Below are 24495 nucleotides of genomic sequence, written 5' to 3' on the forward strand. Positions count from 1 at the left end.
CTCAAAAGGTCCGGCAACGTTAGGGTGATTTGTATTAAGGTTTTTATGTAAATGAGATCTCTTTATTTCAAATTTGAGTGATCGCATTCACATAAATGCGCGTTATTACGCGCGGGAATGAGAGAGACCGCGCACCGCAGTGACGCCGTGCCCGCACCTTAGCATGACCGCTTATGACCGTTTGTGTGTATTTGACCGTTTTGTGAAGGGGGTAAAAATTGTCCGACGAATCCGATTGAGCAGAAATCAGCCGCACCGGATGATGGAGCTGTTGCGCTATTCCACACAGATCGCCCATAAGGCGACGGCTTTTTCAGCAGTTAACTTCGCTTTTCAGGCCACTTCACAGTTTCGGCCTGATGACCGCGCATGCATTGCGCTATCATTTTCTTTCCAGGAATCGGGGATCGTTTTTTTTCATGTCGTATTGGATGAAGTCGCTGCTTTTATTGCCCTTTCTGCTGATCGCCAGCGTACAGGCCGAGCCGCTGCAAAAGTCGTTTTCCGACTGGCAGATCACCTGCAACAACGCAGCGTTCTGCGTGGCACGCAGTTTTCCTGGCGATAATGGCCTGGTAATGACGATTTCGCGTCACGCCGGGGTCAACGATCGGCCACTGCTGCGCATTGATTACGGCAGCGCCTATAGCGGTGCATTGCCGGGCGCGGCGCTAAAAGACAACCTGCTGCTCGACCAGCGCCGCCTCAATCCCGACCTCAAACACTGGACGGTGGAGCCGCATCATCTGGCCACCAGCAACGCCATCGCCATCGACGAATTTCTCGCCCAGACGCTGGATGCCAGCAATTTACAGCTCACCTATAAAGCCAGCGCCAGTATTCCGTTGCGCGGTATGAAAGCGGCGCTGCTGCTGATGGATGACGTACAGGGGCGGGTTAACGGTGCCAGCGCCTGGGTAAAGCGCGGTGATCGCGTCCAGTGGGATGTGCCACCGCCGCCCTCAATTCCACAGCTGCCGGCACCAATGCCCGCACCCGCGCCGCTGACGCAGCAGGAAACCACCGGCCTGATCGATTACGGAACCTGGCGCGTCAATACCGATAACTGCTCGCTCGATCCGCTGCGGCGGGAAGTCAGCGTTGCGCCACTCACCGACAGCAAAGCGCTGCTGCTGATAAGCTGCGAAACCGGCGCCTACAACGTGATCGATCTGGCGTTTGAAGTCACACGCAGCCAGCCGTATGTATCGCGCGGCATCACGCTCAACCTGCCGTTTACCCCGCCGTCGCGCACTGATAATCAGCTGGAGCTGGTGAACGCCGAGTTCGATGCCAGTAACGGCCAGCTGTATACCTTCAGCAAAGGGCGCGGTCTGGGCGACTGCGGTGTGGCCACACGCTGGCAGTTTGATGGTAATGCTTTCGTGCTGGCGGAGTATGCGGAGGAGAAGACTTGTGATGCCTGGCATAGTAGTGATGACTGGCCCACCCTCTGGGTCACTCAGTAATCCCCGTCATCCTTCGCACTGCAGGGGCGTTGGCTGCGGCTGTTCACCCCGGTCACTTACCTGAGTAAGCTCCCGGGGATGCCCATCCTTGCCGCCTTCCTGCAGCACGAATGATTTAGGGGAGGGTTCGCAGTAACTGCTCGCTATATCTCACTCTCTTACTGCAATTAATTAAAATTAATTATCAAAGATTTAGCGAATATTACCGATCATCATCGGTGAGCCCGTCTGGTTGCCCACCAGCTCAGCCAGCATGTTGTTGACGCCATCGCTCATCGGGGTGAAGCGGGTGAGCGGCGAGCGCGTCACCACCACAAATACGCCGACGTTGTGCTGTGGCACCATCGCCATGTAGGTGATGAAGCCGCCGCCGCCGCCGGTTTTCTGAATGATGCCCGGATGGCCCGCCTTCGGTGCCATGTAAACCCAGCCCATGCCCAGCGCGTCGGCGCGTCCTGGCACGTCCATGCCTTCCACTTTGGTCAGCTGGTCGCGGCGATAAATCAGCGTTTGCAGCCGATCGATCTGCGGCGTGCGGTGATTCACCGCCGAGTTGAGAAACTGCTGCATCCAGCGTCCCATATCGTCCGGCGTGGAATACACGCCGCCGCTGCCGATGGCTGCCAGCGTGTTATTGCACGGGCTGGCCCCTTTTTCGGCAATCATCAGGCGCTGGCACTGGTCCGGTGATGGCGTGAAAGTGGTGTCCTTCATGCCGAGCGGACGCGTTACCAGCTGCTGCAGTAGGGCCGGATAAGGCATACCGGCGGCTTTAGCCAGCGCGTCGCCCAGCAGATCGAAGGCGAGGTTGGAGTAAGCCGCCTGCGTGCCCGGCGCGGCTTTTAGCTGCGCGCCACGCAGCCACTGCCAGCGATCCGCTTTGGTTGGCCAGACAAACACCGGACGATGCGGTTTGCCGCCGGGCTGCTCGCGCGGCAGGCTGCTGGTGTGGGTGGCGAGATTGATCAGCCGAATCGGCTGGCCGTTGTAAGTCGGTACGCGGGCACCTGGCGGCGCGTATTTGCTCAGCGGATCGTCAAGACGAATCTGGCCGCGCTCGGCCATCTTCACCATTACTTCGCTGGTCATCAGTTTGCTCAGCGAGGCGATACGGATCAGTGAGTCCTGCTGTGGGCGCACATTATTGCCGGGACGGGTTTCGCCAAAGCTGGCGAACACGCGCTGATTACCGTCAATCGCCACCAGCGCCATGCCGGTCGCACCGCTGCCATAGAAGATGTGTTCGGCATAACGATCGACAATCTGCGAGGCCAGCAGCGGATCGGGTGATACCTGCGCCGCGCTGGTAAAGGGCAGCACGGCAACCATTAAGGCCAGTAAAAAAGGAGTACGTTTTTTCAACGGGAAAGCGTCCGCTATAGGAATCGGAGGAAAACCTATAGTAATCAGTTTGCGCAAAGCGGGAAGGGGGCGGGGCGGATTTTTTTCTGTATCAGGCTGTGAAATAAAACGGCCCTCTCCCGGTAGCGGGAAAGGGCCAGACACTCAGGCAGGCTTAAGCAGCGATTCGGCGTGGCTCACCACGTTCTCGACGGTAAAGCCAAAGGCCGGGAACAGCTTGCCGGCTGGCGCGGATTCGCCGAAGGTGGTCATGCCGACAATTTTGCCGTCGATGCCGACGTATTTGTACCAGTAGTCGGCAATACCGGCTTCAACCGCCACGCGCGCGCGCACGGTGGAAGGCAGCACCGATTCACGATAGGCCACGTCCTGTTTATCAAACACGTCAGTGCTCGGCAGCGACACCACGCGCACCTTGTGGCCGTCGGCAGTGAGTTTCGCTTCGGCGCCCAGCGTGATCTCCACTTCAGAACCGGTGGCAATCAGGATGACGTCCGGCGTGCCGTCACAATCCTTGAGGATGTAGCCGCCGCGCGCGATGTTCTCAACCTGTTGCGCGCTGCGCTCCGGCTGCAGCAGGTTCTGACGCGACAGAATCAGCGCGGTCGGACCGTGATGGCGCTCAATCGCCGCTTTCCACGCCACGGCGGTCTCGACCTGATCGCACGGTCGCCAGGTGCTGAAGTTTGGCGTCACGCGCAGGCTGGCCAGCTGTTCAACCGGCTGGTGCGTCGGGCCATCTTCGCCCAGACCAATTGAGTCGTGGGTGTAGACCATAATCTGGCGCGCTTTCATCAGGGCGGCCATGCGCGCTGCGTTACGCGCGTATTCCACGAACATCAGGAAGGTGGCGGTATAAGGCACAAAGCCACCGTGATGCGCGATACCGTTGGCAATCGCCGTCATGCCAAATTCGCGTACGCCGTAATGAATGTAGTTACCGGCGTGATCCTCTTTGATCGGCTTCGAACCGGACCAGATGGTGAGGTTGCTGGGTGCGAGGTCGGCGGAACCGCCGAGGAACTCCGGCAGCAGTTTACCGAAGGCTTCCAGCGTGTTCTGTGAGGCTTTACGGCTGGCGATCTTCTGCGGGTTAGCCTGCAGATCGCGAATGAACTGGCTGGTTTTGTTTTCCCAGTCAGCCGGCATTTCGCCCTTCAGGCGGCGGCTGAATTCGTCCGCCAGCTGCGGATGTGCCTGCTGATAAGCCGTGAACTTCTCTTCCCAGGATTGCTCCTGCGCGGCCCCGGCTTCTCTGGCATCCCACTGCTGATAAATATCCTGCGGGATCTCAAACGGACCGTAATTCCAGCCGAGCTGTTTACGCGTCAGCGCCACTTCTTCTTCGCCCAGCGCGGCCCCGTGCGACTCCTCTTTGCCGGCTTTGTTTGGCGAGCCAAAGCCGATTACCGTACGGCAGATGATCAGCGAAGGCTTGTCGGTGACGCTTTGCGCTTCTTTGATGGCCGCCGCGATGGCGTCCGGATCGTGGCCGTCGATGCCTTCGGCGCTGCCCACCACGTGCCAGTTATAAGCTTCAAAACGCTTGTGGGTGTCGTCGGTGAACCAGCCTTCGGTTTCGCCGTCTATGGAGATACCGTTGTGATCGTAGAAGCCAATCAGTTTGCCGAGGCCCAGCGTGCCGGCCAGCGAACAGACTTCGTGCGAGATGCCTTCCATCAGACAGCCGTCGCCCATAAATACATAGGTAAAGTGGTCGACGATATCGTGGCCCGGCTGGTTGAACTGGGCCGCCAGCGTGCGCTCGGCAATCGCCAGACCGACGGCGTTGGCCAGCCCCTGGCCGAGCGGGCCGGTGGTGGTTTCAACGCCCGGCGTGTAGCCAATTTCCGGGTGGCCCGGCGTTTTTGAGTGCAGCTGGCGGAAGTTTTTCAGCTCTTCCAGCGGCAGATCATAGCCGGTGAGATGCAGCAGGCTATACAGCAGCATCGAGCCATGCCCGTTAGACAGAATGAAGCGATCGCGATCCGCCCAAGCCGGGTTGGTCGGGTTGTGCTTCAGGAAGTCGCGCCACAGCACCTCGGCGATGTCAGCCATGCCCATCGGCATACCTGGGTGGCCGGAATTTGCTTTCTGTACCGCATCCATGCTCAGGGCGCGGATCGCGTTAGCCAACTCTCTGCGTGAAGACATAGGGTTCTCCCTTGTGATTGGGCAAAAGCGGACGGGCCGCGACCCGTCCGGCAGAAGGTGAGGTCAGGATTACAGGCGGGCGGCCAGCACGTCTTCCAGCTTCTGCTGGTCAACGGCAAACTGGCGGATACCGTCGGACAGTTTCTCCACCGCCATCGCATCCTGGTTATGCTCCCAGCGGAACTCCGCTTCGGAGAGCGGTGCCGGCTGGTGGAAGCCCTCGGTTGATGGCTCCAGTTTGCGCTCCACCGGCGCTTCGCTGTTGGCCAGCTCTTCCAGCAGGTTCGGGGAGATGGTCAGGCGATCGCAGCCGGCCAGCGCCACAATCTGCTCCACTTTACGGAAGCTGGCACCCATGATGACGGTGTTGTAACGGTGCTTTTTGTAGTAGTCGTAAATACGACGCACCGATTTAACGCCCGGATCTTCGTCGACCACATACGGATCGAGCGGTTTGCGCGTGTTGTACCAGTCGTAGATTCGGCCGACAAACGGCGAAATCAGGAACACGCCGGCTTCGGCACAGGCGCGCGCCTGGGCGAAGGAGAACAGCAGCGTCAGGTTACAGTTGATGCCGTTCTTCTCCAGCTCTTCCGCCGCTTTGATGCCTTCCCAGGTGGACGCCAGTTTGATCAGAATACGTGAGCGGTCGATGCCGTTCTCTTCATACAGGCGGACCAGTTTCTCCGCTTTGGTCACACACATGCCACGATCGAAAGAGAGGCGCGCATCCACTTCGGTCGAAACACGGCCCGGTACGCTTTTCAGAATTTCCATACCGAGGTTGATCGCCACTTTATCGCTGGCGTTGATGATTTGCGTCTCTTTGCTGCCGCCCTGTTTTTTCGCGTACTCAATGGCGTCATCAATCAGGTGTTTGTAAGCGTCGAGGCCGGCAGCTTTGAGGATCAGGGATGGGTTAGTGGTGGCATCTTCCGGATGGTAATGGCGAATGGATTCGATATCGCCGCTGTCCGCCACCACGGTGGTGAACTGTTTTAATGCATCTAGCTGGTTCATCGCTTAACTCCTTGATTAGCAATAATGTGGGCAAAACAGGCACCCGGGCAGTCATCGTCTTAGGTGCGCCCTTATCGGGGAAGGGAGGTTCCACACAGTGCAACAGACGCCGGATGAAGAAAATGCGTTTTCTCTGATTGTGACGTCGGGGCGCGTTTCTGATAGTCAGGCCTGCCTGATCGGTTCAGCTCAGCGTTTTGCCACCCTTAAGCATAGCAGGCTGTCCCAAAGCCGCAGGCGAAGCCGTGGCAATCCGTGCCCTGGCGACTGTGCGTTCTTTGAGCGCCTTCACCCTCTTTTGCGCCGCGCGTTCTTATACTGAGGGCTTTTCAGCCGTGCAAAAGGATGTCTGATGGACGATCAACTCAAGCAAAGCGCGCTCGATTTTCACCAATATCCCACCCCCGGAAAAATTCAGGTGTCACCCACTAAGCCGCTGGCGACGCAGCGCGATCTGGCACTGGCCTATTCCCCCGGTGTGGCGGCACCCTGTCTGGAAATTGCCGCCGATCCGCTGGCCGCGCACAAATACACCGCGCGCGGCAATCTGGTGGCGGTGATCTCCAACGGCACGGCGGTGCTGGGGCTCGGTAATATTGGCGCGCTGGCCGGCAAGCCAGTGATGGAAGGCAAGGGCGTGCTGTTCAAAAAGTTTGCCGGCATTGATGTGTTCGACATCGAAATCGACGAGCACGATCCGGACAAGCTGATTGAGGTGATCGCCGCGCTGGAGCCGACGTTCGGCGGCATCAACCTTGAGGACATTAAAGCGCCGGAGTGTTTTTACATTGAGCAGCAGCTGCGGCAGCGCATGCAGATCCCAGTGTTTCATGACGATCAGCACGGCACCGCCATCATCTGTACCGCGGCAGTGCTTAACGGCCTGACTATCGTGAATAAGGCGATTGCCGACGTGCGGCTGGTGGTGTCGGGCGCTGGCGCGTCAGCCATTGCCTGCCTCAATCTGCTGGTGGCGCTTGGCATGCAGCAGAAAAATATCGTGGTGTGTGATTCAAAAGGCGTGATTTACCGCGATCGCGAAGCGGACATGACGCCGACCAAAGCCGCCTATGCCGTGGAAGACAGCGGGGCGCGCACGCTGGATGAGGTGATTGGCGGCGCGGATATTTTTCTCGGCTGCTCCGGTCCGAAAGCGCTGACGCCAGCGATGGTGCAGAAGATGGCGCCAAATCCGCTGATTCTGGCGCTGGCCAATCCGGAGCCGGAGATCATGCCGCCGCTGGCGAAGCAGGTGCGGCCGGATGCGATTATCTGCACCGGGCGCTCGGATTTCCCCAACCAGGTGAATAACGTGCTGTGCTTCCCGTTCATCTTCCGCGGCGCGCTGGACGTCGGTGCCACCGCCATCAACGAAGAGATGAAGCTGGCGGCGGTACATGCGATTGCCGCCCTGGCGCAGGCGGAACAGAGCGACGTGGTGGCGTCCGCTTACGACGATCAGGATCTGAGCTTTGGCCCGGAATACCTGATTCCCAAACCGTTCGATCCGCGTTTGATTGTGCAGATAGCTCCGGCCGTTGCCAGAGCGGCGATGGATTCCGGCGTGGCGACGCGACCGATTGCTGACTTTGACGCCTACCGCGAGCAGCTCACCGAGTTCGTGTATAAAACCAATCTGTTCATGAAGCCGATCTTCTCGCAGGCGCGTAAAGCGCCGCAGCGCGTGGTGCTGGCGGAAGGCGAAGAGGTGCGGGTGCTGCACGCCACTCAGGAGCTGGTGTCGCTCGGGCTGGCGAAGCCGATCCTGATTGGTCGTCCCAACGTGATTGCCATGCGTTTGCAAAAGCAGGGGCTGAAAATCGAGGCCGGGCGTGATTTTGAGATCGTGAACAACGAGTCCGACCCGCGCTTTAAGGAGTACTGGAATGAATATTATCAGCTGATGAAGCGGCGCGGCGTCACGCCGGAAACCGCCCAGCGCGCGGTGATTGGCAATCCCACGCTGATCGGCGCCATCATGGTGCATCGCGGCGAAGCGGACGCGATGATTTGCGGTACCATCGGCGACTACCGTGAACATTATGACGTGGTGGAGAAGGTGTTTGGCTTCCGCGATGACGTCAAGGTCGCCGGGGCGATGAACGCGCTGCTGCTGCCGAGCGGCAACACGTTTATTGCCGATACTTATGTGAATGAGGATCCCAGCGCTGAGCAGCTGGCGGATATCACGCTGCTGGCGGCAGAAACCGTGCGGCGTTTCGGCATCGAACCGCGCGTGGCGCTGCTGTCGCACTCCAGTTTCGGCACTTCGAACGCCCCCGGCGCGCGGAAGATGCGTGAGGCGCTGGCGCTGATTCAGCAGCGAGCACCGGAACTGGAAATTGATGGCGAGATGCACGGCGATGCAGCGCTGGTGGAGAGTATTCGTCGCGAGCTGATGCCGGACAGCCCGCTGAAAGGTACCGCCAATCTGCTGATCATGCCGAACGTTGAGGCCGCACGCATCAGCTACAACCTGCTGCGCGTGTCCTGTTCGGAAGGGGTGACGGTGGGGCCGGTGCTGATGGGCATCCGCAAGCCGGTGCATGTGCTGACGCGCATCGCCTCGGTGCGACGCATTGTTAACATGGTGGCGCTGGCGGTGGTGGAGGCGCAGACCGAGCCGTTGTAAGCGGCAGGGCGACCCCACGGGGGCGCGTTTTATCGGGTTATTTAGCAGGATGCGCATGAATGCGCACCTGGCTTATTTTTCCAGCCCCAGCCAATCCTGCACCGGCAGGAAATCGCGGGTCAGCGCGGCTTCCGGGGAGTCGTCGGCGGGTTGATAATCATATTCCCAGCGCACCAGCGGCGGCATCGACATCAGAATCGATTCGGTGCGACCGCCGGTCTGCAATCCGAACAGCGTGCCGCGATCCCACACCAGATTGAACTCAACGTAGCGGCCCCGGCGGTAAAGCTGGAACTGACGCTCGCGCTCGCCCCATGCCACCTGTTTACGCTTTGCCACAATCGGCTGATAGGCCTGCATGAAACCGTTGCCGACCGCCTGCATGAAATCAAAGCAGTGGTCAAAATCCGGCGTATTCAAATCATCAAAAAACAGGCCGCCAATGCCGCGCTGCTCGTTGCGGTGTTTCAGGTAGAAGTAGTCGTCACACCACTTTTTGTAGCGCGCATAGACGTCGTCGCCAAACGGCTGGCACAGATCGAACGCGGTCTGATGCCAGTGCCGGGCATCTTCTGTGAAACCGTAATAAGGGGTGAGATCGAAACCGCCACCAAACCACCAGACCGGATCGGCGCCCGGCTTTTCGGCAATGAAAAAGCGCACGTTGGCGTGGCTGGTTGGCACATACGGATTTTCCGGGTGTACCACCAGCGACACGCCCATCGCTTCGAAGCTGCGGCCCGCCAGCTCCGGGCGGTGCGCGGTGGCTGAGGCGGGCATCTGCTCGCCATACACATGGGAGAAATTAACCCCAGCCTGCTCGAACACCTTGCCATTACGCAGCACGCGGCTGCGTCCACCGCCGCCGCCGGGGCGTTGCCAGGTGTCTTCGGCAAAGCTGGCGCTGCCGTCTTCCGCCGCCAGACCGGCGCAAATATCATCCTGCAGCGCCAGCAGATAGGCTTTGACGCGCGAAATATCGGGATTGCTCATGGCTCACTCATTGCAAAAATTTGCCGCGATTCTAGCACAAAACGCTATCAGGCCTGGCGACGATCGTACTCATCAAAGTAATTGACGATACCGTCGGCAATCGCCCGGGCAATTTTCTGGCGAAACGCCGTGGTGCCCAACAGCTGTTCTTCACGCGGGTTGGTGATAAACGAGGTTTCCACCAGCACCGACGGAATGGACGGGGATTTTAGCACCGCGAACGCCGCCTGCTCGGTGTGCTGGCTGTGCAGGTGATGCACCGGACGAATCTGGTCCAGCACGTGTTTACCCAGCGTCAGGCTGTTGCGAATGGTATCGGTCTGCACCAGGTCGAACAGGATCTGGTTAAGGTAATTATCTTTTTCCTGTACCGCCGCGCCGCCCACTTTATCGGCGTCGTTTTCGCGCTGCGACATATAGCGCGCCATGGCGCTGCTGGCACCGCGATTGGAGAGGGCAAACACCGACGCACCGTTAGCTTCCGGGCTGGTGTAGCCGTCGGCGTGAATCGACATAAACAGGTTGGCGCCGTGCTGATGCGCAATCTCCACGCGCTGGTAGAGCGGAATGAAGTGGTCGCTGTCGCGCGTCAGCCGCACTTCCACCTTCGGGTGGTTCTGCAGCAGCGTACGCACGGTGTTGGCGATCTCCAGTACGATGTGCTTCTCTTCTGAGCCTTCCTGACCCACCGCGCCAGAATCAATGCCGCCGTGACCGGGATCGATCATCACAATGCGCTTGCCGCTGGTGGCCGGTTTCGGCGGTGTATGGCGTGCGCTGACGGGCACTGCCGCGCGCGTTTCCTGCGCCTGGACCGCGCGCGGCGACAGCACCGCCAGCGCCAGGCCGGAGAGGATCAGCTGGCGGCGATTGGTCAGGCGCCGCAACAGTGAAATCTTGTTCATTAACATGTCCCTGAGAGTAAACCTGCCCCGTGTTATAGCCTAAGCGCCGTCCGGCGGCGACTGCCGAACCATTTCAGGACATTACTTTGTATTTCAGGCCGCGAATCGCTATTTAGCCGTTTTTTTCAGCCGTTGCGCCCTGCGAGGGTTGCGCCTGGCAAAGAATGCGTGATAATCAGCGAATTGTGCCTCATTGCAGGGTAACGCCGATGGAAATCCGCTCCTTCCGCCAGGAAGATTTTGAAGAAGTCATTACGCTCTGGGAGCGTTGCGATCTGTTACGGCCGTGGAACGATCCGGAACTCGACATCGAACGCAAAATGAACCATGACCCGGAGCTGTTTCTGGTGGCTGAGGTAGGCGGCGAGGTCGTGGGCACGCTGATGGGCGGCTACGATGGCCATCGCGGCTCCGCCTACTATCTGGCGGTGCATCCTGATTATCAGGGCCGGGGATTTGCCAATGCGCTGATGAACCGGCTGGAGAAAAAGCTGATTGCGCGCGGCTGCCCGAAAATCCATCTGATGGTGCGCGAAGAGAACGATCAGGTGGTGGCTTTCTACGAGAAGCTGGATTACGAGCCGGTCGACTCGCTGCTGCTGGGCAAACGCCTGATTGAAGACCGTGAATACTGATTCCACGCGTCGCGCGGCCGGGTTTCTGCCCGCCATGCAGCAAAGCGAATAAACTTTTTGCCGGTTTGCGACTCCAACAGGCACGCCAGTCGGCACAAAAGAAAGGAGTTTGCATGAAAGTTGTTCGTCCCGCCCTGCTGGTCAGCGCCCTGGTGCTGGCCGGTTGCGCCAGTTCCGGTTCCTCTTCCCCTGCCAGCACCAGCGAAAGTCACTGGTACAATCCGCTCAGCTATCACTGGTCGGCGCTCAATCCGTTTAGCTGGTTTGGCAGTTCGCTCACTGTCACCGAGCAGGGCGTCGCCGGGCTGAACAGCAACACGGCAATGTCGGAGTCCACCATTAGCGCCGCGCTGAACAATGATTATCAGCTGCGTCAGGGTATGCGCACGCAGAACGGGCAGGTGGTGGATTTCTGGCAGGCGCTGGATGACGGTAAGGTTAAGCTGGTGATCAATGGCCAGCGCAGCGTCGAGCGCATTGAAGTGCTCGATAGCGACGCGCGCAGCGCCGACGGCAGTAAAATCGGTGATGCGTTCAGCGATAAATTCAGCAAAGCGTTTGATAACTGCAAAATGGTTGCCGGGCTGGATGTGCGCGATGTTGAGTGCCGCGCGCCGGGTAGTCAGCATATCGCCTATATCTACAGCGGCGAGTGGCACGGTCCGACCGGGCTGATGCCGTCAGATGATACGTTAAAAAGCTGGAAAATCAGTAAGATCGTCTGGCAGCGTTAACTGGCGAAAAATTGCGTTAACGCATCTTCTGCGCAGGGCTTTCCGGTATGATACCGGCGAAAAAACGCCGTTAACTTTTATGCCGGAGAGCATTGTCATGTCTCAGTTTCAGAGCGGGATCCTGCTGGAGCACCGCCGTTTCGCCATTTGGCTGGAAGCCCGCGCCACCGGCGACCTCGCTGCGCTGCGTCAGGGTTGCCACGCCTTTCTGCAACAGCTGGCTGCGCTACAGCAGCAATTCCCGGACGCCGGTCTCGGTGCGGTCATCGCCTTTGGTGATGCGCTGTGGCGCGATCTGCAGGGCACCGACTCAGCTCCCGAACTCAAAGCTTTCACGCCGCTCGGCAAAGGTGCGGCACCGGCGACCCAGCGCGATCTGTTGATCCATATTCAGTCGCTGCGTCACGACGTGAACTTTTCGCTGGCGCAGGCGGCGCTGACGGCGTTTGCCGGCGCGGTCGCCATTGAAGAAGAGACGCACGGTTTCCGCTGGGTCGAGGATCGCGATCTTTCCGGTTTTGTTGATGGCACCGAAAACCCGCAGGGCGAGGCGCGCCAGCAGGTGGCGATCATTGCTGACGGCCCGGATGCCGGCGGCAGCTATGTGTTTACCCAGCGCTGGGAGCATAACCTGCCGCAGTTCAACCGGCTGGCGATTGATAAGCAGGAAGCGATTATTGGCCGCACCAAACAGGACAATGAAGAGCTGCCGGGCGATCAGCGGCCAGCGACGTCGCACCTGAGCCGCGTGGATTTGAAAGAAGCGGGCAAAGGCCTGAAGATTCTGCGCCAGAGCCTGCCGTACGGCACCGTCAGCGGTCGCCATGGCCTCTATTTTATTTCGTACTGTCATCGCCTGTATAACATCGAGCAGCAGCTGCTGAGCATGTTTGGCGAGCGCGACGGTAAGATGGATGCCATGTTACGGTTCACCAAACCGGTGAGCGGCAGCTACTTCTTTGCCCCTTCGCTGACGGCGCTGCAGGCGCTGTCACGTTAATCCATCGTGTTTTACCGGTGCGCCGCCGTGCGCACCTCATCCCCGCTTGACGCGGCTCAGTTAATCCCGCCCTGCGCATAAACTCTGCCGCTGGCTTATGCCTTTTTAGACTTTGAAATCCCTAAACGATATATAAAACCGTTACAGCTTTCGCCAGAGTTATAAATACACTGACAGCATCTAATGGCATAGGCTCGAACTCCATTTCTCAGGGTGCAGCATGACACGTTCGGTTTCGAAAAAATGGCTTGGCGGTATAGCGCTGTCGCTGAGTTTAGCGGGCGCGGCACAGGCAACAGAGCTGCTCAATAGCTCTTACGATGTGTCACGTGAACTGTTTGTTGCCCTGAATGCGCCGTTTGAACAGCAGTGGGACGCGGCGCACCCTGACGACAAGCTGACCATTAAGCAGTCACATGCGGGCTCCTCAAAACAGGCGCTGGCCATTCTGCAGGGGCTGCGTGCTGATGTTGTCACGTACAACCAGGTGACCGATGTGCAGGTGCTGCACGACAAAGGCAACCTGATCCCGGCCGACTGGCAGAGCCGTCTGCCTAACAGCAGCTCACCGTTTTATTCCACCATGGCGTTCCTGGTGCGCAAGGGGAATCCAAAGCAGATTCACGACTGGGCCGATCTGGCGCGCGATAACGTGAAACTGATTTTCCCGAATCCGAAAACCTCCGGTAACGGCCGTTACACCTATCTGGCCGCGTGGGGCGCAGCCGACCAGGCGGACGGCAAAGATCAGGCCAAAACCGAAGCGTTTATGACGAAGTTCCTGAAAAACGTCGAAGTGTTTGATACCGGCGGCCGTGGTGCCACCACCACTTTTGCCGAGCGCGGGCTGGGTGATGTGCTGATCAGCTTTGAATCGGAAGTGAACAATATCCGTAACCAGTACGGCAAAGACCAATACGAAGTGATTGTGCCGAAAACCAACATTCTTGCTGAATTCCCGGTCGCGTGGGTCGATAAAAACGTCGAACACAATGGCACGGCGGAAGCGGCGAAAGCCTATCTTAACTACCTCTACACGCCGCAGGCACAGAAAATCATCACCGGCTTTTACTATCGCGTGAACAACCCGCAGCTGATGGCGGAGCAGAAAGATCGCTTCCCGCAGACTGCGCTGTTCAATGTTAATGACGCGTTTGGCGGCTGGCCACAGGTGATGAAAACCCATTTCGCCAGCGGCGGTGAGCTGGATAAATTACTGGCAGCGGGGCGCGGCTGATGTTGGCTTCTGCACAGAAACGCGTTCTGCCCGGTTTTGGTCTCAGCCTTGGCACCAGCCTGCTGTTTACCTGCCTGATTCTGCTGCTGCCGATCAGCGCGCTGATCATGCAGCTGTCGCAGATGACGCTGGCGCAGTACTGGCAGGTGATCAGCAATCCGCAGCTGGTGGCGGCGTATAAAGTTACGCTGCTGTCAGCGGGCGTGGCCTCGCTGTTTAACGCGGTGTTTGGCATGCTGATGGCGTGGATTCTGACCCGCTATCGCTTTCCCGGCCGTACGCTGCTGGATGGCCTGATGGACCTGCCGTTTGCGCTGCCGACGGCGGTGGCCGGCCTGACGCTGGCCGGGCTGTTTTCGGTTAACGGCTGGTACGGTCAGTGGCTGGCACATTTTGATATCAAAGTGTCTTACACCTGGCTCGGTATCGCGGTGGCGATGGCTTTCACCAGCATTCCGTTTGTGGTGCGTACCGTGCAGCCGGTGCTGGAAGAGTTAGGCCCGGAGTATGAGGAAGCGGCGGAAACCCTCGGTGCCACGCCGTGGCAGAGTTTCCGGCGCGTAGTGCTGCCGGAAGTCGCGCCGGCGCTGCTGGCCGGGACCGCGCTGTCGTTTACCCGCAGCCTCGGTGAATTTGGCGCGGTGATCTTTATCGCCGGTAACATCGCCTGGAAAACTGAAGTGACCTCGCTGATGATTTTTGTTCGCCTGCAGGAGTTTGATTATCCGGCTGCCAGCGCCATCGCTTCGGTGATCCTCGCGGCGTCGTTGCTGCTGCTGTTTGCGATTAACACCCTGCAGAGCCGCTTTGGCCGCCGTCTGGGAGGTCACTGATGGCTGAGATTTCACAGATCAATCATGCCGAGCGTCAGCCGGTGAACTGGGGCAAATGGCTGCTGATCGGCATTGGCGTGCTGGTATCGATTGGCCTGCTGGTGGTGCCGATGGTCTCCATCTTCTGGGAGGCGCTGGGGCAGGGCATCGGCAAGGCCTTTAGCAACCTGCAGGATGGTGACATGCTGCATGCTATCTGGCTGACGGTGCTGGTGGCGCTGATTACCGTGCCGGTTAACCTGGTGTTCGGCACGCTGCTGGCCTGGCTGGTGACGCGCTTCACTTTCCCCGGTCGCCAGCTGCTGCTGACCCTGTTCGATATTCCGTTTGCCGTGTCGCCGGTGGTGGCTGGTCTGATGTATCTGCTGTTCTGGGGCGTGAACGGCCCGGCTGGCGGCTGGCTTGATGCGCACAACATCCAGGTGATGTTTGCCTGGCCGGGTATGGTGCTGGCAACGATTTTCGTCACCTGTCCGTTTGTGGTGCGCGAGCTGGTGCCGGTGATGCTGAGCCAGGGCAGCCATGAAGATGAAGCCGCCGTGCTGCTGGGCGCGTCTGGCTGGCAGATGTTCCGCCGCGTGACGCTGCCAAATATCCGCTGGGCGCTGCTGTACGGCGTGGTGCTTACCAACGCGCGCGCCATCGGCGAATTTGGTGCGGTATCGGTAGTGTCCGGCTCGATTCGCGGCGAAACCTATACCTTACCTTTACAGGTTGAATTACTGCATCAGGATTACAACACCGTGGGCGCTTTTACCGCCGCCGCGCTGCTGACCCTGATGGCAATTGTGACGCTGTTTCTGAAAAGCGTGGTGCAGTGGCGATTAGAGCATCAGCAGAAGCGCCAACAGGAGGAAAATCATGAGCATTGAGATTAAACACATTAATAAAGCATTTGGCGGCACGCCGGTGCTGAACGATATCTCTCTGGATATTCCTTCCGGCAAGATGGTGGCGCTGCTCGGACCGTCCGGTTCCGGTAAAACCACGCTGCTGCGCATTATCGCCGGGCTGGAGCACCAGAACAGCGGGCAGATCCATTTTCATGGCAAAGACGTCAGCCGCACGCACGCGCGCGATCGTCAGGTCGGCTTTGTGTTTCAGCACTATGCGCTGTTCCGCCATATGACGGTGTTCGACAACATCGCCTTTGGCCTGACGGTGCTGCCGCGCCGCGAGCGTCCGAACAGCGCCGAAATTAAGCAGCGCGTTACCCGCCTGCTGGAGATGGTACAGCTGGCACATCTGGCCAACCGCTACCCGGCACAGCTCTCCGGTGGACAGAAACAGCGCGTGGCGCTGGCGCGTGCGCTGGCGGTTGAGCCGCAGATTCTGCTGCTGGACGAACCCTTTGGCGCGCTGGATGCCCAGGTACGTAAAGAGCTGCGCCGCTGGCTGCGTCAGCTGCATGAAGAGCTGAAATTTACCAGCGTGTTTGTGACCCACGACCAGGAAGAAGCGATGGAAGTGGCGGATAGCGTGGTGGTAATGAGTCAGGGCAATATTGAGCAGGTGGGCGCACCGGATGACGTGTGGCGCGAACCCGCGACCCGCTTCGTGCTGGAGTTCCTCGGCGAAGTGAACCGCTTTGACGGCGAAGTGCACGGCTCGCAGTTCCATGTGGGCGCGCATCGCTGGCCGCTGGGCTATACGCCAGCGCATCAGGGCGACGTGGAGCTGTTCCTGCGTCCGTGGGAAGTTGACGTGTCACGCCAGAGTAGCCTGGAGACGCCGTTGCCGGTACAGGTGCTGGAGGTCAGTCCGCGTGGCCACTTCTGGCAGCTGGTGGTTCAGCCCGTCGGCTGGCAGAGCGAGCCAATCTCGGTAGTGTTTGCCGGTGAACAGACGGCGCCGATCCGCGGCGAACGGCTGTTTGTTGGTCTGCAACAGGCACGTATCTATCAGGGCACCACGCCGCTGCGCCCGGTTGCCTTTGCCGAAAGCGCCTGATATTTTTGTCACTCCTTCGGGCGGGATTTTCCCGCCCGATTTATTTGTACTCCTTTCGGCTGGAATGACACCGTGACCACTCTGGAAAACACCATCGGCAACACGCCGCTGATTAAGTTGCAGCGCCTGACGCCGGATAACGGCAGCGAAATCTGGCTCAAGCTGGAAGGCAACAATCCGGCAGGTTCGGTGAAAGATCGCGCGGCCTGGTCGATGATCCACCACGCTGAGTTGCGGGGTGAAATCCAGCCCGGCGACACCCTGATTGAGGCCACCAGCGGCAATACCGGCATTGCGCTGGCGATGATTGCCGCGCTGAAAGGCTACCGGTTACGCCTGCTGATGCCGGAGAACATGAGTCAGGAGCGTCAGGATGCGATGCGCGCCTACGGGGCTGAGCTGGTTTTGGTGACACGCGAGCAGGGCATGGAGGGCGCACGCGATCTGGCGCAGGCCATGGCGCAGCGCGGTGAAGGCAAAGTGCTGGATCAGTTTAATAATCCCGACAACCCGCTCGGCCATTATCTCACCACCGGTCCGGAGATCTGGCAGCAAAGCCACGGTCGTATGACGCATTTTGTCTCCAGCATGGGCACCACCGGCACCATCAGCGGCGTCGGGCGCTATCTGAAAGAGTTTGCCCCGGCGGTGAAAGTGATTGGATTGCAGCCGCAGGAGGGCAGCAGTATTCCCGGTATTCGTCGCTGGCCGGCGGCCTATCTGCCGGGGATTTATCGTCCGGAACTGGTGGATGAAGTGATAGATATGGCGCAGCAGGAGGCAGAAGAGACCATGCGCGCGCTGGCGCAGCGCGAAGGCATTTTCTGCGGCGTCAGTTCAGGTGGGTCAGTGGCTGGCGCATTGCGCATCGCGACGGCGCAGCCGGGCAGTGTGGTTGTCGCCATTGTCTGCGATCGCGGCGATCGCTATCTTTCCACCGGTGTTTTTCACCGCTAGTTCCCCCCGCCTGTTTCTGGCTTCGTGCGCTCTGTGACGCGGCGTACGGGCCATTTTTGTCTATAGTCTCCCTAAGCATGTTCTGACGCGGTCACTGTAAGGATCGCGTAAAACCGGCTGCTTTCCCGCGGCACTCAGGACAAAATAGCGGCAATTTTGTACGAGAGAAAAAGATGAAAATCCTGCTTGTTGATGACGATGTTGAGCTTGGCACCATGCTGAGCCAGTACCTGATTGCCGAAGGTTTTGAAACCCAGCTGGTGCTGACCGGCAGCGCCGGGATAGAAGGGGCGTTATCCGGACACTACACCGCGATGATTCTCGACATCATGCTGCCGGATATGAGCGGTATTGATGTGCTGCGTCAGGTGCGGCAGAACAGCCGCCTGCCGGTGATTATGCTGACGGCGAAGGGCGACAATATCGACCGCGTTATCGGCCTGGAGATGGGCGCGGACGACTACGTGCCCAAACCCTGCTATCCGCGCGAGCTGGTGGCGCGTCTGCGCGCGGTGCTGCGTCGCTTTGAAGATCAGGCACCGGTGCCGGATAAGAAAGAGGTCCTGCGCTGGGGCGATCTCAGCCTGAACCCGGCCACGCGTATCACGGAGTGGCAGGGCAAAGCTTTTGATCTCACCGCGTCGGAGTTCAATCTGCTGGATTTGCTGCTGCGCGCACCGGACCGCGTGGTGTCCAAAGATGAGCTGTCGGAGAAGGGGCTGGGCCGACCGCGTGAAGCTTACGATCGCAGCGTGGATGTGCACATCAGCAACATCCGCCAGAAGCTGGCTGCGCTGACCGCAGACAGCGTGAATATTGAAACCGTGCGCAGCATTGGTTATCGCATTCGATGAAACACAGCTACCGTGGCCGCATGTTCTGGAAGATCCTGCTGGGCTTCTGGATTGTGTTTGTGATTATCAGCCAGCTGCTGTGGCTGGGCTTTACCTTGTCAGGAAACCGTCACGAGCCGCCGGAGATTGTGGCGGTGCGTCGGATCGTTAATCTGCAAATGGCTTCGGCGGTGTCGGTACTGGAGCGCGGCGGCCCCAGCTCGCTCGACGATATGATGGCCGACTGGGAGCCGAACGATCGTCAGTTTTTCTCGGTGATTCAGCACGCGAGACCGGCCACTACGCCGGACAATGCGCCGCCGGAGACCTTTAATCAGCCGTTTCACGGGCCGTTTCCGCAGGTGATTGTGCGCTGGGTGAAGGGCGCTGACGGTAAAGAGTATGAACTGCGCTATGACGTAAAAGGGCTGCGCGAAGACAGTTCAATGGGCGGCGGAGGCCCGCGTCGTATTCTGAATATCCCCGAGCCGATGTTTACCTTTGCCGGCGCGCTGGGGCTGCTGTTCAGTCTGCTGCTGGCGTGGAACCTGACGCGGCCAATGCGTCAGCTGCGCGAGGGGTTTGCCCGCGTGTCGCGCGGTGATTTGTCGGTGCGGCTCTATCCGGTAATGCGCCGCCGCCATGATGAGCTGTCGATTGTGGCTCAGGATTTTGATGCGATGGTGGAGCGGCTGGATACGCTGGTGAAAGCGCGCGAGGAGCTGCTGCACGATATCTCCCACGAGCTGCGCTCACCGCTGGCGCGCCTGCAGTTAGCCACCGGTCTGGCGCGCCAGACGCCGGAGTCGGTAGCCTCCTCACTGAACCGCATCGACGAGGAGGCGCGCCGTCTGGATAAGATGATCGGCGAACTGCTGACGCTGTCGCGCGCTGAACATGAGAGCATGCCTGGCGAGCAGTATTTTGACCTGACCGGCCTGCTGCATGCGGTGGTAACCGATGTGCGCTACGAAGCGCAGATCCCCGGTGTGCGCGTAGATTTTCTGGTGGATGAGAACGCGGATTACACCGTGCGCGGTAATGCTGAGCTGATCCGCCGCGGCGTGGAGAATGTGCTGCGCAACGCGCTGCGTTTCTCGCATCAGGGGCAGCATATCAGCGTGCAGTTGCAGGCGGAAAATCAGTGGCTGGCGATTCGCGTGCGCGATCAGGGGCCGGGCGTGGATGATGAGAAGCTGTCGAGTATCTTCGATCCGTTCGTTCGGGTGAATTCACCGCTAATGGGCAAAGGCTACGGGCTGGGGCTGTCGATCGTGCGCAAAGTGGTTCTGGCACATCACGGCGAAGTTCAGGCGGTGAATCGTCCGGAAGGCGGGCTGGAAGTGACGCTGCGGCTGCCGCGCTGGAAGCAGGCGTAAATCATCACGTCAGGCGCAGGCGGTCAGGACGACCGGACAGATCGCAAAGACGGCATAAACCGTCCCTGGGCCTCGGCCCGCGCCATCCATGGCGCGGGACGCTTTGCTCCTCTGCCCGGTCGTCCCGCCCTCAAACAGGCACGGTGCGCTTTGCCAGAAGCGCTCGCCTGCAAATCTTTCATCAACGTGTGAAACAAACAAAAACGGCACCCATTGGGTGCCGTTTTCACGCAATCAGCGCGGTTTACTTCCTGATGCGGATAACCGGCGTTTCGCCCACGGTAACCTGACCGGAGAGTTTCACCAGGTCTTTGATCTCATCCATATTCGAGATCACGACCGGGGTCAGCGTGGATTTGGCTTTCTCTTCCAGCAGCGGCAGATCAAACTCGATTACCACATCGCCTTTTTTCACTTTCTGGCCTTCTTCAGCGATGCGTTTGAAGCCTTCACCTTTCAGTTCTACCGTGTCGATACCGAAGTGCACGAACAGTTCGATGCCGTTATCAGACTCGATAGAAAACGCGTGGTTGGTTTCGAAAATCTTGCCGATAGTACCATCCACTGGTGCAACCATTTTGTTGCCAGTAGGTTTGATGGCGATACCATCACCGACGATTTTCTCTGCGAATACCACATCAGGTACGTCTTCGATATTCACGATTTCGCCTGACAGAGGCGCAACGATATCGATAGTCCCTGACGCGCTCTCTGATTTATCGCCAAAAAGTTTAGAAAACAAACCCATGATCTTCTCCTAAGCAGTAATTTGGGGCCAGCGTCTCGTGGCTCAGCAGAGCGTTTTTTCTTTGATGAACTTGTTCACCAGGTTCATCAAATCTTCCGCTGTGGGTTGAGCCAGAGCCTGCTCTGCCAGTGCCTTCGCATCTTCGAAATTGGTATTGCGAATGATCTTCTTGATGCTTGGGATTGAAATGGCACTCATGCTGAATTCGTCCAGCCCCATTCCCAGTAACAGTAGTGTAGCACGTTCATCACCAGCCAGCTCACCACACATGCCGGTCCATTTCCCTTCGGCATGTGATGCGTCGATCACTTGCTTAATGAGGCCCAGTACAGATGGCGTCATTGGGTTATAGAGGTGTGAAATCAAATCATTACCACGATCGACCGCCAGAGTATACTGCGTCAGGTCATTTGTCCCAATACTAAAGAAGTCGACTTCTTTCGCCAGATGGCGGGCAATCACTGCGGAAGCCGGGGTTTCTACCATGATGCCTACTTCAATGGACTCATCAAAGGCTTTACCTTCTTCACGCAGCTGTGCCTTCAGCATCTCCAGCTCAGCCTTCAGGAAGCGCACTTCTTCCACCGAAATGATCATCGGGAACATGATGCGCAGTTTGCCGAAGGAAGACGCACGCAGAATAGCACGCAGCTGGGCATGCAGAATCTCTTTGCGGTCCATAGCGATACGAATCGCACGCCAGCCGAGGAACGGGTTCTCTTCTTTTGGCAGGTTCATGTACGGCAGATCTTTGTCGCCGCCGATGTCCATGGTGCGCACGATCACGGCCTGGGAACCCATCGCTTCCGCCACGGCTTTGTAAGCCTGGAACTGCTCTTCTTCGCTTGGCAGCGAATCGCGGTCCATGAACAGGAATTCAGTACGGTAAAGACCAACACCTTCCGCGCCGTTGCGCTCAGCACCGGCGACATCACGCACGGTACCGATGTTGGCGCACACTTCAACCTGATGGCCGTCCAGCGTAATCGCTGGCAGATCTTTCAGTTTCGCCAGCTCGTGCTTCTCAGACAGATACTGCGTCTGAATCGCTTTCAGCTCTTCCTGCACGTCGTCGGTCGGATTGACGTAAATCTTGTTGTTCACGCCATCGATAATCAGGAAATCACCGTTTTTCACGGTAGCGGTCACGTTACCGGTGCCGACAATCGCAGGCAGTTCCAGCGAACGCGCCATGATCGAGGTGTGTGAAGTACGACCACCCAGATCGGTAATAAAGCCCAGCACCTTTTTCAGGTTCAGCTGTGCGGTTTCGGATGGCGTCAGATCTTTCGCCACCAGAATGGATTCGTCAGCAATGGCGCTCAGGTCAACGATATGCAGACCCAGAATGTTCTGCAGCAGACGCTTGCCGATGTCACGTACGTCAGCCGCGCGCTCTTTCAGATATTCGTCGTCGAGCTCTTCCAGCGCTTTCGCCTGGCCTTCAACCACAGAGTGGGCGGCGGCGTCAGCGGTTACGTGATCTTTTTTAATCAGGTCGATGATTTCCTGCTCAAGCTCTTCGTCTTCGAGCAGCATGATGTGACCTTCAAAGATCGCCGCTTTCTCTTCACCGAAGGTTTCACCGGCTTTCACACGGATGGCTTCAAGCTGCCCGGCTGCTTTGCTGCGACCGTCGAGGAAGCGCTGAACTTCCTGCTCAACCTGGTCGTCAGTAATCTTTTTACGGCTGATGACGATCTCGTCTTCCTTCAGCAGCAGTGCTTTGCCGAAAGCGATACCCGGTGATGCTAAAATGCCTGAAATCATAACCCTACCTTTTAATCACGATGGCTCATTGACCCAATGCGTTGCCACTGTCGCGGAGCAGTACTCTAAGGAAGCAATAACGCGGACAGGTTGTCCGCGATCAACATAATTGCACTCAATGGGGCAAAGGAGTCGGTTTAATGGCTTGCCGGAGCGGAATTACTCCAGTTCAGCCATCAGTTTGACCAGATGCTCAACCGCCTGCTGCTCGTCTTCACCTTCTGCAGAAAGCGTAACAACCGTACCCTGAGTCAGACCCAGAGTCTGCAGTTTGAACAGGCTTTTCGCGCTGGCAGATTTGCCGTTAGAAGTAACGGTGATTTCAGACTGGAAAGCCTTTGCTTCTTTCACGAACTGAGCTGCAGGACGGGTATGGAGGCCGTTAGGTGCGGTAATGGTAACTTCTTGCTGGAACATTCTATTTCCCCAACTTTATCAGGTTTGGTGTTATGGATCTAAAGTCTAGCCTGGAGCCGTAACTTTAGCCTGTGTAGGTGCGCTGGTACGGCATCACGCTGACCAAAAAATGCGCTTGAATGAAAAAGTCATTTTTTCGATGACGGATCAAAACTGCTGCAATACGTCACTTTGCTGATTATGCCGTGATTCGCCGTTTCACCAAATCAGTAAATCGATTCAGCTTGATCCACTTCAAAGGCAGATTAATTTCAGGCACCGAAATAATTGGCTGCTTAAATACCAGAGCCGCATCACTGAAATCAATCTGCCCGGTGATAAAAGTGAGATCTGCGCCACAAAAAAGCACCCATTTGGGTGCTTTTTTCATCATTTTCAGACTCTGGCGTTTACTGTTGCAGCTCTTTTTCGGTGAACAGATCGGCAAACAGTGCGGTACTGAGATAGCGTTCGCCGGAAGAGGGCAGAATCACCACGATATTTTTATTGGCGAAGGCTTCATCTTCCTGCAGCTTAAGGGCAGCCGCCACTGCTGCACCGGAAGAGATACCGGCCAGAATGCCTTCCTCTTCCATCAGTTGACGCGCGGTGCTGATCGCTTCTTCATTGGTGATGGCTACCACGCGATCAATCAGTTTCAGGTCAAGGTTGCCCGGAATGAAACCGGCACCGATGCCCTGAATCTTATGCGGACCCGGTTTGATCTCTTCTCCCGCCAGCGCCTGTGCGATGACCGGGGAATCCGTAGGCTCAACGGCCACGGTGATCAAATCCTGCTTGCCTTTGGTGTTCTTGATGTAGCGGCTCACGCCGGTCAGCGTACCGCCGGTGCCCACGCCGGCAATGAAAACGTCTACGGCGCCGTCAGTGTCTTCCCAGATCTCCGGGCCAGTAGTCTTTTCGTGAATTTCCGGGTTGGCCGGGTTGCTGAACTGCTGCAGCAGCACATATTTGTCCGGATCGCTGGCAACAATCTCTTCTGCTTTAGCGATGGCGCCCTTCATGCCTTTTGGCCCTTCGGTCAGCACCAGATTGGCGCCCAGCGCTTTCAGCAGCTTGCGACGTTCAATCGACATGGTCTCAGGCATGGTCAGCGTCAGCTTGTAGCCGCGCGCAGCGGCGACATAGGCCAGCGCAATGCCGGTGTTGCCGCTGGTTGGCTCTACCAGCTCAACGCCCGGTTTCAGAATACCGCGTTTTTCTGCGTCCCAAATCATATTGGCACCGATACGGCATTTAACGCTGAAGCTCGGGTTACGCGACTCGACCTTCGCCAGAATGCGTCCATTACCGATGCGGTTCAGTCGAACCAGCGGCGTATGACCAATTGTCAGAGAGTTGTCTTCATAGATCTTACTCATAGCCCGTCCTTAACTGTATGAAATATTGGGAACCCTCAGAGCATACCTGTTCTGACCCCCGGCGGAAGGAAAGAAATCGTATATCTATATAGCCTGCGACCATAAG

General features: G+C 58.0%; 22 protein-coding genes. 12 read left to right on the forward strand and 10 right to left on the reverse strand.

What is annotated here, in order from left to right; genetic code table 11:
- Positions 1–419: 419 nt before the first annotated feature.
- Complete coding sequence (locus tag AC6I79_RS05685; RefSeq protein WP_031279805.1) at positions 420–1469, forward strand: DUF1176 domain-containing protein; 1050 nt, start codon at positions 420–422, stop codon at positions 1467–1469.
- Positions 1470–1661: 192 nt separating this feature from the next.
- Here AC6I79_RS05685 and ampH read toward each other — a convergent pair whose 3' ends face one another.
- From ampH to tal, 3 genes are all read right to left on the reverse strand, one after another.
- Complete coding sequence (gene ampH, locus AC6I79_RS05690; RefSeq protein WP_031279806.1) at positions 1662–2831, reverse strand: D-alanyl-D-alanine-carboxypeptidase/endopeptidase AmpH; 1170 nt, start codon at positions 2829–2831, stop codon at positions 1662–1664.
- A 144-nt stretch (positions 2832–2975) separates the two neighbouring features.
- Entirely contained in the window at positions 2976–4985 is a 2010-nt protein-coding gene (gene tkt / locus AC6I79_RS05695; RefSeq protein WP_159378605.1) for a transketolase, read from the reverse strand.
- 69 nt (positions 4986–5054) lie between these two features.
- Positions 5055–6005, reverse strand: coding sequence for a transaldolase (gene tal, locus AC6I79_RS05700; protein ID WP_021508067.1), 951 nt, complete (start codon positions 6003–6005; stop codon positions 5055–5057).
- A gap of 352 nt (positions 6006–6357) precedes the next feature.
- Here tal and maeB point away from each other — a divergent pair, with 352 nt between their 5' ends.
- The gene (gene maeB, locus AC6I79_RS05705; protein ID WP_058781769.1) at positions 6358–8637 is read left to right on the forward strand and encodes an NADP-dependent oxaloacetate-decarboxylating malate dehydrogenase; all 2280 of its coding nucleotides are present in this window, start codon (positions 6358–6360) and stop codon (positions 8635–8637) included.
- A 72-nt stretch (positions 8638–8709) separates the two neighbouring features.
- On the opposite strand, the gene hemF is transcribed toward maeB, so the two are convergent.
- Together hemF and amiA are read right to left on the reverse strand one after the other, a co-directional pair.
- Positions 8710–9630: an oxygen-dependent coproporphyrinogen oxidase gene (gene hemF / locus AC6I79_RS05710; protein WP_136547588.1), complete on the reverse strand. Its 921-nt coding sequence runs from the start codon at positions 9628–9630 to the stop codon at positions 8710–8712.
- 47 nt (positions 9631–9677) lie between these two features.
- Positions 9678–10535, reverse strand: coding sequence for an N-acetylmuramoyl-L-alanine amidase AmiA (gene amiA, locus AC6I79_RS05715; protein ID WP_021508070.1), 858 nt, complete (start codon positions 10533–10535; stop codon positions 9678–9680).
- Positions 10536–10744: 209 nt separating this feature from the next.
- Between amiA and AC6I79_RS05720 the strand changes: the two genes are divergently transcribed.
- The 10 genes from AC6I79_RS05720 (at position 10745) to AC6I79_RS05765 (ending at position 20093) form a co-directional block, all read left to right on the forward strand.
- Entirely contained in the window at positions 10745–11170 is a 426-nt protein-coding gene (locus AC6I79_RS05720) for a GNAT family acetyltransferase (protein WP_021508071.1), read from the forward strand.
- 113 nt (positions 11171–11283) lie between these two features.
- A complete protein-coding gene (locus AC6I79_RS05725; protein ID WP_159378603.1) occupies positions 11284–11904 on the forward strand; it encodes an RpoE-regulated lipoprotein in 621 nt (206 codons plus the stop codon).
- Positions 11905–12001: 97 nt separating this feature from the next.
- Entirely contained in the window at positions 12002–12904 is a 903-nt protein-coding gene (locus AC6I79_RS05730; RefSeq protein WP_394521497.1) for a Dyp-type peroxidase, read from the forward strand.
- A 220-nt stretch (positions 12905–13124) separates the two neighbouring features.
- A complete protein-coding gene (locus AC6I79_RS05735) occupies positions 13125–14141 on the forward strand; it encodes a sulfate ABC transporter substrate-binding protein (protein WP_058775688.1) in 1017 nt (338 codons plus the stop codon).
- Positions 14141–14974 carry a sulfate/thiosulfate ABC transporter permease CysT gene (cysT, locus tag AC6I79_RS05740; RefSeq protein ID WP_021508075.1) on the forward strand — a complete coding sequence of 278 codons (834 nt, stop codon included), beginning with the start codon at positions 14141–14143 and terminating at the stop codon, positions 14972–14974. Before AC6I79_RS05735 ends, cysT begins: the two co-directional genes overlap by 1 nt.
- On the forward strand, positions 14974–15846 hold the full coding sequence (gene cysW / locus AC6I79_RS05745) for a sulfate/thiosulfate ABC transporter permease CysW (protein WP_021508076.1): 873 nt from the start codon (positions 14974–14976) through the stop codon (positions 15844–15846). Before cysT ends, cysW begins: the two co-directional genes overlap by 1 nt.
- Positions 15836–16924 (forward strand): sulfate/thiosulfate ABC transporter ATP-binding protein CysA, encoded by a 1089-nt coding sequence (cysA, locus tag AC6I79_RS05750; RefSeq protein ID WP_278708105.1) that lies wholly within the window; start codon positions 15836–15838, stop codon positions 16922–16924. Before cysW ends, cysA begins: the two co-directional genes overlap by 11 nt.
- A gap of 72 nt (positions 16925–16996) precedes the next feature.
- On the forward strand, positions 16997–17881 hold the full coding sequence (gene cysM, locus AC6I79_RS05755) for a cysteine synthase CysM (protein WP_104188616.1): 885 nt from the start codon (positions 16997–16999) through the stop codon (positions 17879–17881).
- 173 nt (positions 17882–18054) lie between these two features.
- Positions 18055–18735 (forward strand): response regulator transcription factor, encoded by a 681-nt coding sequence (locus AC6I79_RS05760; RefSeq protein ID WP_021508079.1) that lies wholly within the window; start codon positions 18055–18057, stop codon positions 18733–18735.
- Positions 18732–20093, forward strand: a complete 1362-nt coding sequence (locus AC6I79_RS05765) for an ATP-binding protein (RefSeq protein ID WP_059011545.1) — start codon at positions 18732–18734, stop codon at positions 20091–20093. Before AC6I79_RS05760 ends, AC6I79_RS05765 begins: the two co-directional genes overlap by 4 nt.
- Before the next feature lie 244 nt (positions 20094–20337).
- Here the strand turns inward: AC6I79_RS05765 and crr are convergent, their stop codons facing one another.
- The 5 genes from crr to cysK all read right to left on the reverse strand — a co-directional run bounded on the left by crr (position 20338) and on the right by cysK (position 24389).
- Positions 20338–20841 carry a PTS glucose transporter subunit IIA gene (gene crr, locus AC6I79_RS05770; protein ID WP_010617547.1) on the reverse strand — a complete coding sequence of 168 codons (504 nt, stop codon included), beginning with the start codon at positions 20839–20841 and terminating at the stop codon, positions 20338–20340.
- 42 nt (positions 20842–20883) lie between these two features.
- Positions 20884–22611, reverse strand: a complete 1728-nt coding sequence (gene ptsI, locus AC6I79_RS05775; RefSeq protein WP_021508081.1) for a phosphoenolpyruvate-protein phosphotransferase PtsI — start codon at positions 22609–22611, stop codon at positions 20884–20886.
- Positions 22612–22770: 159 nt separating this feature from the next.
- Positions 22771–23028, reverse strand: a complete 258-nt coding sequence (ptsH, locus tag AC6I79_RS05780; protein WP_007889063.1) for a phosphocarrier protein Hpr — start codon at positions 23026–23028, stop codon at positions 22771–22773.
- 178 nt (positions 23029–23206) lie between these two features.
- Entirely contained in the window at positions 23207–23401 is a 195-nt protein-coding gene (locus AC6I79_RS05785; protein WP_159378601.1) for a hypothetical protein, read from the reverse strand.
- A gap of 16 nt (positions 23402–23417) precedes the next feature.
- Positions 23418–24389, reverse strand: coding sequence for a cysteine synthase A (gene cysK, locus AC6I79_RS05790; protein WP_021508083.1), 972 nt, complete (start codon positions 24387–24389; stop codon positions 23418–23420).
- Between the last annotated feature and the right edge of the window lie 106 nt (positions 24390–24495).

The sequence above is a fragment of the gamma proteobacterium symbiont of Scutellera amethystina genome (assembly GCF_059730845.1).

Bases quoted from the DNA above. Each gene is read 5' to 3' on its own strand.
- cysA (WP_278708105.1), top strand. From the start codon at position 15,836: ATGAGCATTGAGATTAAACACATTAATAAAGCATTTGGCGGCACGCCG.
- ptsH (WP_007889063.1), bottom strand. From the start codon at position 23,028: ATGTTCCAGCAAGAAGTTACCATTACCGCACCTAACGGCCTCCATACC.
- cysW (WP_021508076.1), top strand. From the start codon at position 14,974: ATGGCTGAGATTTCACAGATCAATCATGCCGAGCGTCAGCCGGTGAAC.
- AC6I79_RS05730 (WP_394521497.1), top strand. From the start codon at position 12,002: ATGTCTCAGTTTCAGAGCGGGATCCTGCTGGAGCACCGCCGTTTCGCC.
- amiA (WP_021508070.1), bottom strand. From the start codon at position 10,535: ATGAACAAGATTTCACTGTTGCGGCGCCTGACCAATCGCCGCCAGCTG.
- hemF (WP_136547588.1), bottom strand. From the start codon at position 9,630: ATGAGCAATCCCGATATTTCGCGCGTCAAAGCCTATCTGCTGGCGCTG.
- cysT (WP_021508075.1), top strand. From the start codon at position 14,141: ATGTTGGCTTCTGCACAGAAACGCGTTCTGCCCGGTTTTGGTCTCAGC.
- ptsI (WP_021508081.1), bottom strand. From the start codon at position 22,611: ATGATTTCAGGCATTTTAGCATCACCGGGTATCGCTTTCGGCAAAGCA.
- maeB (WP_058781769.1), top strand. From the start codon at position 6,358: ATGGACGATCAACTCAAGCAAAGCGCGCTCGATTTTCACCAATATCCC.
- AC6I79_RS05735 (WP_058775688.1), top strand. From the start codon at position 13,125: ATGACACGTTCGGTTTCGAAAAAATGGCTTGGCGGTATAGCGCTGTCG.
- tal (WP_021508067.1), bottom strand. From the start codon at position 6,005: ATGAACCAGCTAGATGCATTAAAACAGTTCACCACCGTGGTGGCGGAC.
- AC6I79_RS05785 (WP_159378601.1), bottom strand. From the start codon at position 23,401: ATGATGAAAAAAGCACCCAAATGGGTGCTTTTTTGTGGCGCAGATCTC.
- AC6I79_RS05720 (WP_021508071.1), top strand. From the start codon at position 10,745: ATGGAAATCCGCTCCTTCCGCCAGGAAGATTTTGAAGAAGTCATTACG.
- cysK (WP_021508083.1), bottom strand. From the start codon at position 24,389: ATGAGTAAGATCTATGAAGACAACTCTCTGACAATTGGTCATACGCCG.
- crr (WP_010617547.1), bottom strand. From the start codon at position 20,841: ATGGGTTTGTTTTCTAAACTTTTTGGCGATAAATCAGAGAGCGCGTCA.
- AC6I79_RS05765 (WP_059011545.1), top strand. From the start codon at position 18,732: ATGAAACACAGCTACCGTGGCCGCATGTTCTGGAAGATCCTGCTGGGC.
- AC6I79_RS05685 (WP_031279805.1), top strand. From the start codon at position 420: ATGTCGTATTGGATGAAGTCGCTGCTTTTATTGCCCTTTCTGCTGATC.
- AC6I79_RS05725 (WP_159378603.1), top strand. From the start codon at position 11,284: ATGAAAGTTGTTCGTCCCGCCCTGCTGGTCAGCGCCCTGGTGCTGGCC.
- AC6I79_RS05760 (WP_021508079.1), top strand. From the start codon at position 18,055: ATGAAAATCCTGCTTGTTGATGACGATGTTGAGCTTGGCACCATGCTG.
- tkt (WP_159378605.1), bottom strand. From the start codon at position 4,985: ATGTCTTCACGCAGAGAGTTGGCTAACGCGATCCGCGCCCTGAGCATG.